Source organism: Streptomyces yokosukanensis, assembly GCF_001514035.1.
Lineage (GTDB): Bacteria > Actinomycetota > Actinomycetes > Streptomycetales > Streptomycetaceae > Streptomyces > Streptomyces yokosukanensis.
Genome location: NZ_KQ948245.1, coordinates 1 through 13,925, shown reverse-complemented (window position 1 = coordinate 13,925; position 13,925 = coordinate 1). Strand labels below are relative to the sequence as shown.

Genomic DNA, 13,925 nt, shown 5'->3' with positions numbered 1-13,925 from the left:
CGCGATGACGCGCCTGTCCATCGCGGCGTGCCTGGGCGAGGACTTCCTCGCCCAGGCACTGCATCGCGAACACCGCCACGTACCCGGTGCGCTCGATGTCGCCGGACTGATGACCTGGGACGACCTCAACCAGATCCTGGCCGGCCACCGCCTGGAGCCGCCCCGGATGAGGCTGTCCCGCGACGGAGAGACGCTGCTGGTCGGCGGCTACACCACGCCGGTGGCCACCCGCCGCCACACGGTGTGGCACCGCCTGCACCCGGCTGAACTGCACGCCCGCCTGAAGGAGGGCGCCTCGCTCGCCCTGGACAGCGTCGACGAACTCCACCCGCCGATCGCCCGCCTCTGCGAAGCGATCGAGCGTGAGCTGCGCACCCGCGTGCAGGCGAACCTCTACGCCTCCTGGAGCGCCACCGAGGGGTTCGGCATCCACTGGGACGACCACGACACGGTCATCGTCCAGCTGGACGGCGCGAAGCGCTGGAGGATCTACGGCACCACCCGCCCGTACCCGCTGTACCGCGACATCGAGGACCCGGGCGAGGCGCCCACCGAGCCGGTCGCCGACCTGGTCCTGTGGCCGGGTGACGTCCTGTATGTGCCGCGCGGCGTGTGGCACGCGGTCTCCGCCGATCAGGGCACCCGCTCCCTGCACGTCACCTGTGGCCTGCAGACCCACACAGCGACCGACCTGATGGCGTGGGTGTCCGAGCAGCTGCTCACGCACGAGGACTGGCGGCGCGACCTTCCTCTGCTCGCCGCGCCGGACGTCCAGGCCGACGCCGTGGACGGGATGCGCAAGCGGCTCGCCGAACTGCTGGACGATCCCGGGCTGCTCGCCCGCTACCGGGCCGCGATGGACGGGCAGGCCGTGGGCCGGATGGTGCCGAGCCTGCCGCACATCGACACCGTCCCCGTCGACGGCGGTCTGCGGGTGCGGCTGACGACCGCCCGCGCGGTGCTGGACGTCGGCGAGGACACGGTGACGCTCTCCGCCGCCGGCACCGTGTACGAGTTCGTGCCCGAGGCGGAAGCGGTGCTGCGCCCGCTGGCCGACGGCCAGACCATGGACCTGGCCACGCTCGCCGACACAGCCGGCCTCGCCCTGGAGGACGTCGCCGCCCTGGTCCAGGAGCTCGTTGCCGGGCAGGCCGCGACGGTGGGGAGCCTGCTGTGACAGCACAACTCGCCCTCGGTACCTACCGGTGCCGGGCGATCCCGGAGGCGGCCGTCCGCGCGGCCGCCTCCGGCGCGCAGTGGGTCGACACCGCCCCCAACTACGCCACCGGCCAGGCGCAGACCCTCCTGGCCCCGGCCCTGGCCGCCCACCCGTTGCTGAACGTCTCCACCAAGACGGGGTACTTCACCGCGGCCACCGGCACTGACGCCGTGAACGACGGTGTCCTCAACCAGGACCAGGCCGCCGCCGGGCATAGCCTCGCCCCCGACTACGTGCGCTGGCAGACCGGCCGCAACCGCGAGCAGCTCGGGCGCGACCGCCTGGACCTGGTCCTGCTGCACAATCCCGAGCGGGCCCACCCCGGCGACCGCCCCGCCCTGCACCGCGCGATCCGGGACGCCTTCGCCGTCCTGGAGGAGGCCGTGGCGGCCGGGCACGTGGCCGGGTATGGGATCGCCACGTGGGCGGGCCTGGAGGAAGGGGCGTTCACGGTGGGGGAGCTGCTCGCTCTGGCCGCCGAAGCCGCCGGCGGGCAGCACCACCTGGTCGCGGTCCAGCTGCCGGTCAGCCTGGTGATGATGACGCCGATCGTGCAGGCCCTTCACGGCCGGGGCCCGCTCCCGGACGCCGCCAGCGCGGGCCTGCGGGTGATGGCGTCGGCACCGCTGCACGGCGGGGAGCTCCCCGCCATGGTCGACCAGGAGCTCGCCGACCTCATCCGGCCGGGCCTGACCCCCGCACAGGCGTGCATCCTCGCCGTCGCGTCATGCCCAGGAGTGACAAACGTCCTTCTCGCCGCCTCCGGTGCGCCACACTGGAAGGAGGCGGCCGACGCCGTCGCCCAACCCTCCTTGACCGCCGCCAAGTTGCGGGAGATCACTGGTGTACTCGCCTCCCCCTGACTCCGGCACCGAACAGCGCATGCGCGCCCACCACGCGCACACCGCGAAGGCCCTGGACGTCCAGGTGGAGCCGGGCGCGGAGTTCTGGGGTTGGGCCGGGCGCACCCTGGGTGCCCCGGCCCGCACCGCTACGGGCGTGCCCGTCTGGCTGCGCCTGGTGTCGGCCCCGGAGGACAAGGCGTCGGGGAAGCTGTGGGACGGTGCCCTCGATGCCCAGCGCGCCTTCGGCGACCTCGACGGCCACCGGCCCGCCCTCCTGGCCGTCCACGATGCCGTCGACGACGGCATCGCCTACCGGGCGGAGCTGTCGGTCCGCGTCGATGACCCAGTCCTGTCCGACGACCCGGTCCTCCAGCACGAGGCCCAGCTGCCGGACTCCTGGTGGAACGACATCGCCGGGACGCTGGAGAAAGTGGCGGCCGTCGACACCGGCCGCGTCGCCGTACGGCAGCAGTACATGGAGCGGGCCATCCCCGAGTTCGTGGGCATCCCGGCCCCGGCCGTCTCATGCTGGACCACAGCCCATGCGGATGTGCACTGGGCGAACCTCACCGAACCGCTGCGCCTGCTGGACTGGGAAGGATGGGGCATGGCCCCGGAGGGGTTCGACGCCGCCACTCTCTACGCCTACTCGCTGCTCCAGCCGGACACTGCCGCCCGCGTCCGCGTCACCTTCCCCGTGCTGGGCAGTCCGGCCGGCCTCGCCGCCGAAGCGACCGTGTGCACCCAGCTGCTCCAGACCGTGGCCCGCGGAGACAACCTGATCCTCGAAGGACCGCTTCGGAACTGGGCTGAGGAAGTCCGCCGCCGCTGAGCCCGCGTGGTCGCCCCGACCATGAGGCCGACCAGCGCCGGGTGCGCCCCCCGACCACGGCGCCGGACGGGGCGTGTCCGAAGTGACACGCAATTCGAACAAGCGATCTAATGCCGGTATGGACGTGACCGACTTCCCCGACGATCTGGTGCAGACGCAAGCCGCCTGGAACGCCGCCTACCAAGCGCTCGCCGCACCCCGCCCCCGCGACACCACCGCCCTGCGCCGCCGCCTGCTGCGCCTGTCCGTACGGCTGTGGCGGCGCCCCTACTGGGAAACCGTCCCCTCGGTGCCGGCGGCGCGCACCGAGCTGCGCCACCTCGCCCGCGCCCACGGAGCCGTCCGAGCCGCATGACCGGTCATCCCCGTCGACCAGGGACACGAGGTTGCGGCAAGGATTGCGCCTATCTGTTGCGCTGGATGTTGCGCCAAGGGTTGCGCGAGGTGTTGCGCGGCCCGCAGGACCGTTCCCGTGTCCGTGCAGGTCAGAAGCTGTGTCAGAACCGGCGATCCGTGACGTTCTGTGACTGCTGGGCCGGTCGTGGAGTCGGATGCCGGGGCCGGAATTGGCCATGCCAGATGCAGCTCATGCGCGGTGATCAGGCCTTGAACTGCGGATACGCGGTCCGCAGTCGTCCTTGCCCGGTGGGCGAGGACAGACACTGCCGGACAGCTCCGCCCGCGCCTCGGACCTTCCTGCCGCCTGCCGCAGGAAGCGCGTACGGTGTGAGGCGGTCTCGGCGTGACGGGGCGGCGGCTAGGAGGAGGTTTGTGGGGGCGGGCCGGTGAGGTGGGTGCGGGCTGACCTCCGGAACGCCGCGAGCAACCGGTTGGGGTCGGCGGCGCGGGTGGCCAGCACGATGTGTCCGGGATCGACGCCGCGCAGGGGGATCGTGGTGATGTCGGGTCGTAGGCGGGCGGTGACCGGCATGATGGCCACCGCCTGTCCCGAAGCGACGAATTCCAGCTTGTCCTCGGCCACTTGGGCCAGCGGACCACCGGGGGCAGGGCGTCCGTCGGGGCGGGGGTCGATGCGCCAGTAGGCGTTCCATGCCGGGTCGGGCACCCGGGGCAGGGGCTCGTCAGCGATGTCGTCGAGTGTGACCGATTCTCTGCCGGCCAAGGAGTGGTCGAGGGGGACCGCCAGCACGCGGGCCTCGTCGTACAGGGTGGTGACCGCCAGGCCGTCGGTGGTCAGTGGCAGCCGGGTGACCACAGCGTCGACACGGTGATCAAGCAGTGCCTCGCGTGGGCTGTCCCAGCTGAGGTACGAGGTGTGGATGTCGGCGTCCGGGTGGTGGTGGCGCATGTGGCGTACGGCGGCGGTGATGAGCAGGTCTGCGGTGTAGCCGATGGTGATGCGCTGCGGTTGTGCCGCCGTGCGGGCAGCGGCCGTGGCGTGAGCGGCCGAGCGGAGCAACGCATGGGCGCGGGGCAGGAACGCTTCGCCCGCTTCGGTGAGTCGGCTGCCCCGGGCGGTTCGTTCAAGCAGCCGGGCGCCGACCTGTGTCTCCAGCTTGCTGATCTGCCGGCTCAGGGAGGGCTGCGTGATGCGCAGCTGCTCGGCGGCGCTGCCGAACCGCCGGTGTTCCGCGAGCACGGTGAAGTACCGCACCAGGCGCAGGTCGAGGTCCGCCGACGGTTTGGGCACGGGAGAAGCGTATCGCGGAACCATGGCGCCGCTCGGGACGGGAAAGGCCGCGACGTGCAGGTATGCCTGTTTCGTATAACTCGATACGGATCAGGGCTTGGACATGGGGAGGGTGGGCGCCGCAGTATCGGCGACATGGAGCGGGTGTGCGGGTGGCTGCACCGGCTCGCTCTCGTTTTTGCGCTCCGGCGGGTTTTCGGGACGCCGCTCGCGTCGCGTCGTTGCCCGTCGACCTCGTGGAAGGATTCTTCATGTGCCAGGACTTCGCCGGTCAGACCGTGCTGATCACCGGTTCGACAAGCGGTATCGGCCGCGAGACGGCGCGGCGGTTCGCTGCCTGCGGTGCCCGGGTCATCATCACCGGCCGTGACAAGGCCCGTGGGGAGGAAGCGGTCGCCGTCATCGCCCAGGACGGCGGTCGTGCCCACTTCGTCGCTGCGGACCTGGCCGATGCCGATAGCGTGCTCTGGCTCGCCCATCAGGCACTCGACCTCGCCGGTGGGCAGGTGGATGTGCTGGTCAACAATGCCAGCCTGCTCTCCTATGCGGCCACCGTGGACGTCAAGGTCGATGAGTTCGACACCGTCATGGCGGTCAATGTCCGCGCCGCGCTGTTGCTGGTGGGCGCACTGGCGCCGAGGATGGCCGAGCGTGGTGACGGCGCGATCGTCAACGTCACGACGATCGTGGCCAACCGGGGTATCCCCGGGTTTTCTCTGTACGGTTCCAGCAAAGCGGCGTTGCAGATGCTCACCAAGTCCTGGGCGGCGGAGTTCGGTTCCGCCGGGGTGCGGGTCAACGCTGTCAGCCCCGGTCCCACCCGCACGGAGGGCATGGCGGGCTATGACGACATGCTGGAGGCGACGGCCGCGCAAGCACCGGCCAACCAGGTCGGCATGCCGCAGGACGTCGCTCGCGCGATCGTCTTCCTCGCGTCACCCGGCGCCAAGATGATCCACGGCGCCGTCCTGCCCGTCGACGGTGGGCGGCTCGCTGTCTGATGACAGAGCCCGCCCCGCGCGCCCTGCCGTATCACCGCGTTGTTGCTCGGTCTGAAAGGCAAGCTGCTGGGGCAGGTGATGCTGCTGCGCCGGGCTGTGCACCAAGTGCGCGACGGCGGTTCCGTCACACTCGCCAGCGGCGTCTTCAAGGAGCCGACGCCAGACAACTCGTTCAGTGCTCTCGTCAATGCCGGCCTGGAGGCCTTCGTCCACGCTGCGGCCATCGAGATGCCCTGCGGACTGAGAGTGAACGTCGTCAGCCCGGGCTGGGTGAAGGAGACCCTCGAGAAGTTCGGCATGGACAGCCGGGGAGGCACGCTGCTGAGCGATGTCGTCCACTCCTACATCCAGGCAGTCACAGGCTCGATGCAGGGGCAGCGCTGAGACGTCGCCACCGACGCTCAGGAGGACCCCGCCCCGTGCGGCGGAGCTGCTAGGACAGGGCGGCCGGGGCGAGGCGGACGGTACGCGGCTGGAGTGTCCGAAGGCGTATGAGCTTGGGCTTGGTGCTCGTCGCGGCTGGTTCGACGGGGTGCGGTGCGGCACGCGGTGGCCGGGGCGGCCGGGTGAGACGGCGCGTCATGAGAGTGATGAAGGTCCAGGTGATGTGGGCCTCGCTGTGGGAGATGAGCCGTTCGTAGTCTCGGACGTTTCTCCTGGCCCTCATGATCCATGAGATGGCGCGCTCGACCCGCCACCGCTTGGCGAGGACGGCGAAGCCGTCCTGGTCTTTTCGGCGGGGCACCGTCTTCAGGGTGATACCGAGGAAGGTGTGGGACCAGTCGACGAGGGTTCCGCCGTAGGCGGAGTCCGCCCAGGCAGCGGTGAGTTCGGGGTGGGTCAGGCGAAGCCGGAACAACTGATCGCGCGCGGGGATGCTGTCGTGCGGCGCGGCGGGCGTCACCATGACGGCGAGCGGCATGCCCCGCATGTCCACGGCCAGGTGCCGCTTCCTCCCGTTGATCAGCTTCCCGCCGTCGAAGCCACGGGTGTCCTGGCCCACCGTCTCGGCGCCCTTGACGGACTGGGAGTCTTCTCTGCACCAGTAGACCGCATGCCACCGAGATCGGAAGGGACGAGCGCTCGAAGCTGCCCCGGCTTAGAGAAGCATCTCCATCGATTGGATAGCGACAGTATCCAATAGGGGTGATCGATTTGACACCGGTACGAGCGAGATGGCCGAATCGGACTCTTCGCACGGCACCCCGACACGCCTTGCCCGAGGTCCACATCGCCAGGCTCCTGCGAACTACGACACCTGCGACCCCTTGCCCCCAGCAAGGCGCGGAATTCACCTCGAGAGCGCGGGCGACGCCGAGCGGCTGTAACAGGCACCCTCACCGTGACGGGTGTCCGGTCTCGACGCCGAAGGCTGGGTGACCCGGCAGATCGAGCTCCAGGGGCCGGCACTGCCCCCGATCGCAGCAGCCGCCCTCGACGAGTGGCAGCGGGCTCAAGGCGCAGGCCCACTCGATGAGTACGACAGCAGGTTCGGGATCATCGCTGAACTGCCCGTCTCGGTGGGAAGGCCGCGCCCCTGAGGAGCTGACCTCCGACCAGTTCGAGGAGGTCTGGGACACGGCCACCGACAGATCACAGCCCGGCCGTCGTGACTTTGGTTCCCGTCGAACCCGTACCGGAGCCGGCCTGGTCCGTCGCTCTCGCGCACGCGGGTGTCCGAGGACGGGACCCACGCGGACGCGGAGGTGTGGATTCCGGTGGAGCGGGTCGGCGGCTGAACCCCGACGCCGGCTACGGCTTGCGGAGCAGCCCGCCGTATTCGTACAGCCGCTTGTTCTGCTTACGGCTCCGCGATTGATCACGGTTCGTCCGTGACATGAGGAGGGCCGTGCGGGTTCTTCGAGTGTGATCAAGAAGCACGTCCGCACGGCCTTGTCCCATCCTTCATCCTGCGGCCTGTCGCGCCAACGTCTCGGCGAGTTGATCGAAGAACTCGCGCCACGCTGGCAGGCTCGCTGTGAGTCCGGACGTCACGGGCGGCGCCGGGGCGCCCGTCGACGGCACCGTGGAGCCGGGCCGAAGTATGAACTGGCCTTCACCGACCGGGTGCTGGCCACCTTGGTCCATCTGCGCCCCGGTCTGACCCACGAGGCCCTGGCCGTGATCTACGAGGTTGGATCGTCTACCATCGGCCGGGGGATCAACGAGATCCGCCCGCTGCTGGCCGAGCGTGGTTTTGCTGTGCCAGGTCGCCCCGGATTGCGGCTGCGCACCCTGGCCGACGTGTTCGCCTACGCCGAAGCGGAGAACGTCACGCTGCGGATCGACGGTACTGAGACCCAGGTGCGACGTCCGCAGGCGCACCGTCCAGGACGGCGGGCGTTGGTCTCCGGCAAACGTCGGCAGAACACCATCAAGACCACCACGATCGGCGACCAGCAGGGGCGCACCCTGTACTCCGGCGCCGTGCGGCCCGGCCGCATGCACGACCAGACCGCGATCCGCACCGAGGGCATCGCCGAGCAGCTCCGCCTCCATCCGGAGGTGAAGGCCGAAGTAGACGAGGGCTACCGCGGTCTGGCCAAACGAGTTCCCCGACCAGATCAGTGCACCGCCGCGGAAGCCGAAAGACATCGACAACACGCCGCTGACCGAGGGGTACGGGTGGCGCGAGCTGCGACGCCGGCAATCTTCCCGCCGGATCTGCGTCGAGCACGCCAACGCCGAGCATCGGCAGTGGCGGCCCCTCCAGCGGTACACCGGACGACGCGAGGACTACGGCGAGATCCACCTGGCCGTCGCCGGCCTGGTCTCCGACCGCCGCCGCCCGGCGCATCACCCGACACCAGCAGAGCACCGAACTCCTACCCGCCTGCACGATGGCCCGCTGAGCAGCCCCCAGCCGAACCCCAGGCCGGTACACCCGATATCAATCGCGGGGCAGCCCGTAAGAGCGTCCGCCAGAGTAGGCGATCGTTCAACGCCTGCCAGGTCCCGAGTAGGCGTCAGGGAGCCGGCGCCGTGGCAGCGTCGTAGGTGGCACGGGCAACGGTGATGTCGGCTCGGTGGCGTTCTGCCCAGCCGACGAGCCCGGAGAGGCTTGCGTGGAGTTCGCGGGCCATGGGCGTGAGGCTGTATTCCACCTTGGGCGGCACGGTGGGGTAGACGCTCCGGATGAGCAGGCCATCGCGTTCCAGCTTGCGCAGGTTCAAGGTGAGCATGCGTCGGCTGATCCCTGTGATGGTGCGTTCCAACTCGGTGAATCGGACTGGTCCGTGTGCGGCGGCGACGAGAATCCCGATGCTCCATTTGCCCGCGACATGGTCGAGGACCTCGGTGAGCGGGCACGCCTCGTTGCTGACCTGGTCGGACACATCGGTGTGACTGCGTGACATGAAAGTGCCTCCTTCCGCCGCGCGTCATAGTTACAGAAGATGACTGCTGTAACAAGTCGTGCACCATTGGAAGGGGGTTCCCGTGCGGAGAACCAACTCATCAGCAAAGACATCGCGTTGGTCGGCACTGGCCGTGCTCTGTGCCGGGCAGTTGATGGTCATCCTCGACGGGACCATCGTGAACGTGGCGCTGCCCTCCATCCAGCAGGACCTCGGGTTCTCCTCGTCGGGCCTGGCCTGGGTGGTCAACATCTACCTGGTCCCCTTCGGTGGTCTGCTGCTGCTTGCCGGACGGCTCGGCGACCTCGTCGGGCGCAAGCGCGTCTTCATCAACGGCGTGGGTGTCTTCACGGCTGCCTCGCTGCTGTGCGGTGTGTCCCAGGACCTGGCGGTGCTGCTGGCCTCGCGGTTCGTCCAGGGCATCGGCGGCGCGGTGACCTCCGCCGTGACCCTCGGCATGGTCGTGACCCTGTTCCCGCAGCCGAAGGAGCGGGCCAGGGCCATCGGTGTCTACAGCTTCGTTCAGTCCGCTGGCGGTTCGATGGGCCTCCTCGCCGGCGGCGTCCTGACGCAGACCATCAGCTGGCACTGGATCTTCTTCGTCAACGTCCCGATCGGCATCGTGGCCGTGCTGTTGGCCGGGCGCGTGCTCGCGTCCGAGCACGGTGTCGGCCTCGGCAAGGGGACCGATGTCGTGGGCGCGCTCCTGGTCACCTCCGCGCTGATGCTCGGCGTCTACACGATCGTCGAGACCACCGACTACGGCTGGACTTCGGCACACACGCTGGGCATCGGCGCCGCGGCGCTCGCCCTGCTCCTGGCATTCGTCGCCCGCCAGGCGAAGGCGGCCCAGCCGCTCCTGCCGCTGCGTGTGTTCCGCTCGCGCAACGTCTCGGGAGCGATGGGTATCCAGGCCCTCATGGTGGCCGGGATGTTCAGCTTCCAATTCCTGTGCGTGCTCTACCTGCAGAAGGTGCTCGGCTTCGACGAGATACACACCGGCCTCGGCATCTTCCCGGTCTCGGTCGCGATCGGTGCCCTGTCGCTCGGCCTCTCGCCCAGGCTGATCGCGCGCTTCAGCCCCCGTGCCGTACTTCTTCCGGGGCTTTCGCTGATCGCGGCAGGTCTCGCCGCGCTCGGCCGCGTACCGGCAGACGGGAGCTATGCCGTGGACGTCCTGCCCGCACTGCTGCCGCTCGGCATCGGCTTCGGGCTTGCGATGCCGTCGCTGGCCACGCTCGCGATGTCAGCGGCCACGCCCCAGGACTCGGGGATCGCCTCCGGCATGTTCAACACCATGCAGCAGATCGGCAGCGCGTTCGGCCTCGCGGTCCTCAGCACGCTCGCCACCTCGCACACGGATGCCCTGCTAGGCGAGGGGGCAAGCACCGCGTCGGCACTCGCGGGTGGCTACCAGCTCGCGTTCCGCATCGGCGCCTGCATCGTCGCTGTCGCTCTCCTGCTCGCCGCCACCCTGCTGCGATCCCCCGCCACGGCGCAACGTCCAGCGGCCGAAACGAAGCCGGTCGCCGAGAACGCCACTCGCTGACCAGGCGGCGACGCCGACCGCCCCAGGCGGGGAGTGTCCTGTGCTCACAGGAGGAGACGTGCCTGTCGTGCCATCGTTGATCATCGCCCCCATCCGTGAGGAGTTCCTTGCGTCATTGCCGCAGCGGGTCAGTACCCATCCGCTGGGATGTCATCGTCGACGGATCCCGGATGAGGTGATCTTCGACAAGCTCATCGAGGTACTGGTGTCCGGGATGGGGAACGAGCGAGTGGCGGACGCGACATGCTCGGCGACCACCCTGCGCAGGCGCCGTGACGAGTGGATAGCCGCCGGCGCGGGTGAGGCCCTGCGCCGGGCCACGCTCGCCGCCTACGACCGCATGATCGGCCTCGGTCTGGAACAGCTCAGCGCCGACGGCTGCCAGACCAAGGCCCCCTCGGGCGGCGAATGCGCGGGCAAGAGCCCCGTCGACCGTGCCAAACAAGGCGTCAAACGCTCACAGCTCACCGAGGCGTACGGCATCCCGCTGGTCACAGAGCCCGCACCGGCCAACATTCGCGATGACACCATGCTGACCGTCACCCTCGACCGCTACGCCGACCTCGACAAGACGCTCGGCCCGCTACCGTAGCAACCGGCGCTGAGTAGGTGACGCTGTCGGGGATCTTGAAGAGCGAAAGCTCAGCGGGCAGGGCTGGCTGACGGATCCCGTTCTCCCTTGCAGAGCTGTTTCCCCTGCTCAACGGCTGCCCCTGGGCGTTCGTGGTCTCCGAGAAGCCCAGGATCACGTCCCCTGTAACGGTTTCGCGAACGCCAGAACTGCGTCTCGTGGTGCCAAAGGGGCGGGTGGTGCTGACGTCAACCCGCAGCAGCGCGTAGCCCTTCCGGTGCTCGTTCGACAGATCTCCGTTCTGTGCTGTCGGTGCCGCTGCGACGGTGAAGCTCCATCGCACCGTAGGAGACCGAGTTGTGCATTCAGCCGCGTACCGGCTCGGAGGTGCCAGAGCTGACCGTGAGGGTCGCCCGCGCCAGCAACCCCCAGGGCACCACTGCCATGGCCATCCGCGACCATCTCGATGGGCTTTGGCGGGACGAGGACTTCGCTGAGCGGTACCCGCGGGACGGCAAGCCCGGGCTCTCCCCGGCCCAGCTGGCGACCGCGTCGGTCCTGCAGTTCCTCATGGAACTGTCCGACCGGCAGGCGGCCGAGGCCGTCCGCTGCCGGATCGATTTCAAATACGCGCTCGGGATGGAACTGGACGATCCCGGGTTCCACCACAGCGTCCTGACGGACTTCCGCGAGCGCCTGGCCGAGGACGGCAGGGTCGACAGGCTCCTCGACTTCGTCCTGGAGCGGATCAAGGCCGCCGGACTGGTCGCGGAACGAGGACGGCAGCGGACCGACTCCACGCACATCCTCAGCGCCGTCCGCGACCTGACACGCCTTGAACTGGTCACCGAGGCCATGCGTGCTGCTCTGGAGGAACTCGCACGCCAGGTACCACAGGAGCTCGTCGGGCTGGTCACGGAAGAGTGGGGCACGCGCTACGGACGGGCTGCCCGGCTCGGCAAGAACCCGACCCGGCCGAAGACCCGTATCAAGAACACCGGCGACGACGTCTATCTCCTGCTCCGCTACGTCCGCACCTACCTGCGGACGCAGTGGCAGGGGCCGCAGATCCAGGCGCTGCGGCAAGTCTTTCTGCAGAACTACTGGATCGACGAGCGAGCCCGCGTCCGCTGGCGCGAACCCGGCGACGGCGAGGCCGGCCTGCCGCCCTCGTCCATCGCGATCGTCTCGCCCTACGACCTGACCGCCCGATACTCCCGCCGCAACGACACACGCTGGAAGGGGTACCTGGCACACGTCACGGAGACGTGCGACAACGACACGGTCAACATCATCACGGACGTGACCACCACCCCGGCCACGCTCTACGACATCCGGGCCCTGCCCGCCGTCCACAACCGGCTGGCCCAGCGGAACCTGCTGCCCGGCGAGCACCTGGTCGACGGCGGCTACACCTCGGTCGTGGAGCAGGACCAAGTGGACCGCAAGCACGGGATCACTCTCGTGGGACCGGTCCGGCAGAAACGCACCCGCCAGTCGCGCAAGGGCAACGTGTTCGACCGGGACGCCTTCACCATCGACTGGGACCTGCAGCACGTCGTATGTCCGCAGGGCAAGCTGAGCCGGCAGTGGACGACGCCCCCGGCGATCACTCCCTATGTCAACGTCCGGTTCTCCAAGGAGGACTGCGGCCAGTGCCCAGTCAAGTCCAGCTGCACCCGCAGCGAGCGACGGGCGTTGACCTTCCTGCCGCAGCAGCTCTACGAACGGCAGGCTGCCGCCCGGGCCGCACAAAAGACCGGCGAGTGGAAGGCCAACTACGCGATGCGTGCCGGCATCGAGAGCACGGTCAACGAATTCGTCAACGGCCACGGCATGCGACAAGCCCGCTACCGAAGCCAAGCGAAGTGCCACGTCCAGCACGTCCTCACCGCCATCGCCGTCAACATCGAGCGCGTCAACGCAGAACTCACGATGCCCACGACAGAACGCCAGCCCCGAACACCCACCGCGCTCCAGACCTTCCTCGACTGGCAGCGCATCCCAAGGCCGACCGCATGGCGCACCGCGGGGAAATCTTGATCTCGGCCGCGATCACGGGGGCAACGGCTGACTGCCCTCCCTACTCCTCTTCTTCCTCTTCCTCCGCGTCGCCGATGGCGACACGGAGGTCGTGGATGCTGTTCAGAACCTCGATGATGGACACCTGGGCCCGGCCGAGGGCCCGCCGGACGCCGTCCACGTCACCGTCCTGGAAGCGAAGGTGGGCGCCGAACGTGTCCGGCGCGACCACGATGGCCATGGACGCGGCCGATTGCCCCGGGAAAGTCTCGTCCTCATCAAGCCCCAGGAGCTGCACCCCAGTGCGGTGCAGCCGGTTGACCAGCACATTGTCCGTCAGGCCAGAGTCCGGACCCGCCTCCTCGATCCATCCCAGCAGCACTTCACCTTCGTCTTCGTCACTGCCCAGCCGGGTCGCGGCGGTGATCTCCAGCTCCGCCTTGGCCAGTAGGACACCGAGCAGTCGGCGGCGGTCCTCGTCCTGCGGGCCCTCGGGCCGCACCTCCGGATCGAAGAGCGGTTCGGCCCCCAAAGCCACCAGGGCCCGATAGATCTGGTCTGCGCTCACCGGGTGCTCGCTGCTGATGCTCACGCTTTCAGCATCACCGCACGAAGCCGGGAATGCCCGCACCCACACCGCCAAGGCACTTGCCAGCCGTCAGATGCGACAGCGCGTTCGATAGCGGTCGCTTTGGGATCACCGCTCAAGATCCCCGACAGCGTCACGCACTGAGACAGGAGTGCCTGGCCACAACGTGATGCACCACTTCGACAAGGACATCGTCGACTGCGTCAAGGTCCGTCCCCGCAACGGCCGTGCGATCCCGTGGGGGCGGTTCTGCTACGGGCCGACCACCGAGTCCTACGCGGAACTGTAGA

Annotated in this window: 13 protein-coding genes and 3 pseudogenes; 12 read left to right on the top strand and 4 right to left on the bottom strand. The window is 69.0% G+C overall.

Features of this window, described 5'->3' with window-relative positions:
* The first annotated feature begins 4 nt into the window (after positions 1-4).
* The 4 genes from AQI95_RS42820 to AQI95_RS42805 all read left to right on the top strand — a co-directional run bounded on the left by AQI95_RS42820 (position 5) and on the right by AQI95_RS42805 (position 3,251).
* A complete protein-coding gene (locus tag AQI95_RS42820; protein WP_067136754.1) occupies positions 5-1,177 on the top strand; it encodes a cupin domain-containing protein in 1,173 nt (390 codons plus the stop codon).
* Positions 1,174-2,082 (top strand): aldo/keto reductase, encoded by a 909-nt coding sequence (locus tag AQI95_RS42815; protein ID WP_067136752.1) that lies wholly within the window; start codon positions 1,174-1,176, stop codon positions 2,080-2,082. The genes AQI95_RS42820 and AQI95_RS42815 overlap by 4 nt, the downstream gene beginning before the upstream one ends.
* Positions 2,063-2,896 (top strand): hypothetical protein, encoded by an 834-nt coding sequence (locus AQI95_RS42810; RefSeq protein WP_067136751.1) that lies wholly within the window; start codon positions 2,063-2,065, stop codon positions 2,894-2,896. Before AQI95_RS42815 ends, AQI95_RS42810 begins: the two co-directional genes overlap by 20 nt.
* A gap of 118 nt (positions 2,897-3,014) precedes the next feature.
* Positions 3,015-3,251 carry a hypothetical protein gene (locus AQI95_RS42805; protein ID WP_067136750.1) on the top strand — a complete coding sequence of 79 codons (237 nt, stop codon included), beginning with the start codon at positions 3,015-3,017 and terminating at the stop codon, positions 3,249-3,251.
* Positions 3,252-3,653: 402 nt separating this feature from the next.
* Here the strand turns inward: AQI95_RS42805 and AQI95_RS42800 are convergent, their stop codons facing one another.
* A complete protein-coding gene (locus AQI95_RS42800) occupies positions 3,654-4,571 on the bottom strand; it encodes a LysR family transcriptional regulator (protein ID WP_067136749.1) in 918 nt (305 codons plus the stop codon).
* Between the two features lie 227 nt (positions 4,572-4,798).
* Here AQI95_RS42800 and AQI95_RS42795 point away from each other — a divergent pair, with 227 nt between their 5' ends.
* Complete coding sequence (locus AQI95_RS42795) at positions 4,799-5,548, top strand: SDR family NAD(P)-dependent oxidoreductase (RefSeq protein WP_107121920.1); 750 nt, start codon at positions 4,799-4,801, stop codon at positions 5,546-5,548.
* A gap of 42 nt (positions 5,549-5,590) precedes the next feature.
* Positions 5,591-5,932 (top strand): SDR family oxidoreductase, encoded by a 342-nt coding sequence (locus tag AQI95_RS42790; RefSeq protein WP_067136748.1) that lies wholly within the window; start codon positions 5,591-5,593, stop codon positions 5,930-5,932.
* Positions 5,933-5,981: 49 nt separating this feature from the next.
* Here the strand turns inward: AQI95_RS42790 and AQI95_RS42785 are convergent.
* Positions 5,982-6,569, bottom strand: a pseudogene (locus tag AQI95_RS42785) (transposase); the annotation flags it as partial.
* Positions 6,570-7,164: 595 nt separating this feature from the next.
* Here AQI95_RS42785 and AQI95_RS49630 point away from each other — a divergent pair.
* Positions 7,165-7,287 (top strand): annotated as a pseudogene (locus tag AQI95_RS49630) (AraC family transcriptional regulator); the annotation flags it as partial.
* A 127-nt stretch (positions 7,288-7,414) separates the two neighbouring features.
* Complete coding sequence (locus tag AQI95_RS46020) at positions 7,415-8,545, top strand: transposase family protein (RefSeq protein ID WP_341849508.1); 1,131 nt, start codon at positions 7,415-7,417, stop codon at positions 8,543-8,545.
* Here the strand turns inward: AQI95_RS46020 and AQI95_RS42775 are convergent.
* A complete protein-coding gene (locus AQI95_RS42775) occupies positions 8,515-8,904 on the bottom strand; it encodes a winged helix-turn-helix transcriptional regulator (protein WP_067136742.1) in 390 nt (129 codons plus the stop codon). The genes AQI95_RS46020 and AQI95_RS42775 overlap by 31 nt on opposite strands.
* Before the next feature lie 154 nt (positions 8,905-9,058).
* Here AQI95_RS42775 and AQI95_RS42770 point away from each other — a divergent pair, with 154 nt between their 5' ends.
* The 3 genes and pseudogenes from AQI95_RS42770 to AQI95_RS42760 all read left to right on the top strand — a co-directional run bounded on the left by AQI95_RS42770 (position 9,059) and on the right by AQI95_RS42760 (position 13,067).
* Positions 9,059-10,453 carry an MFS transporter gene (locus tag AQI95_RS42770; protein WP_067136741.1) on the top strand — a complete coding sequence of 465 codons (1,395 nt, stop codon included), beginning with the start codon at positions 9,059-9,061 and terminating at the stop codon, positions 10,451-10,453.
* A gap of 58 nt (positions 10,454-10,511) precedes the next feature.
* A pseudogene (locus tag AQI95_RS42765) lies at positions 10,512-11,042 on the top strand (IS5/IS1182 family transposase); the annotation flags it as partial.
* A gap of 369 nt (positions 11,043-11,411) precedes the next feature.
* Positions 11,412-13,067, top strand: a complete 1,656-nt coding sequence (locus AQI95_RS42760; protein WP_244189090.1) for an IS1182 family transposase — start codon at positions 11,412-11,414, stop codon at positions 13,065-13,067.
* A gap of 40 nt (positions 13,068-13,107) precedes the next feature.
* Here the strand turns inward: AQI95_RS42760 and AQI95_RS42755 are convergent, their stop codons facing one another.
* Positions 13,108-13,638 carry a hypothetical protein gene (locus AQI95_RS42755; RefSeq protein WP_067136738.1) on the bottom strand — a complete coding sequence of 177 codons (531 nt, stop codon included), beginning with the start codon at positions 13,636-13,638 and terminating at the stop codon, positions 13,108-13,110.
* Between the two features lie 148 nt (positions 13,639-13,786).
* Here AQI95_RS42755 and AQI95_RS47725 point away from each other — a divergent pair, with 148 nt between their 5' ends.
* Positions 13,787-13,924, top strand: a complete 138-nt coding sequence (locus tag AQI95_RS47725; RefSeq protein WP_159056729.1) for a hypothetical protein — start codon at positions 13,787-13,789, stop codon at positions 13,922-13,924.
* Position 13,925: the final 1 nt, after the last annotated feature.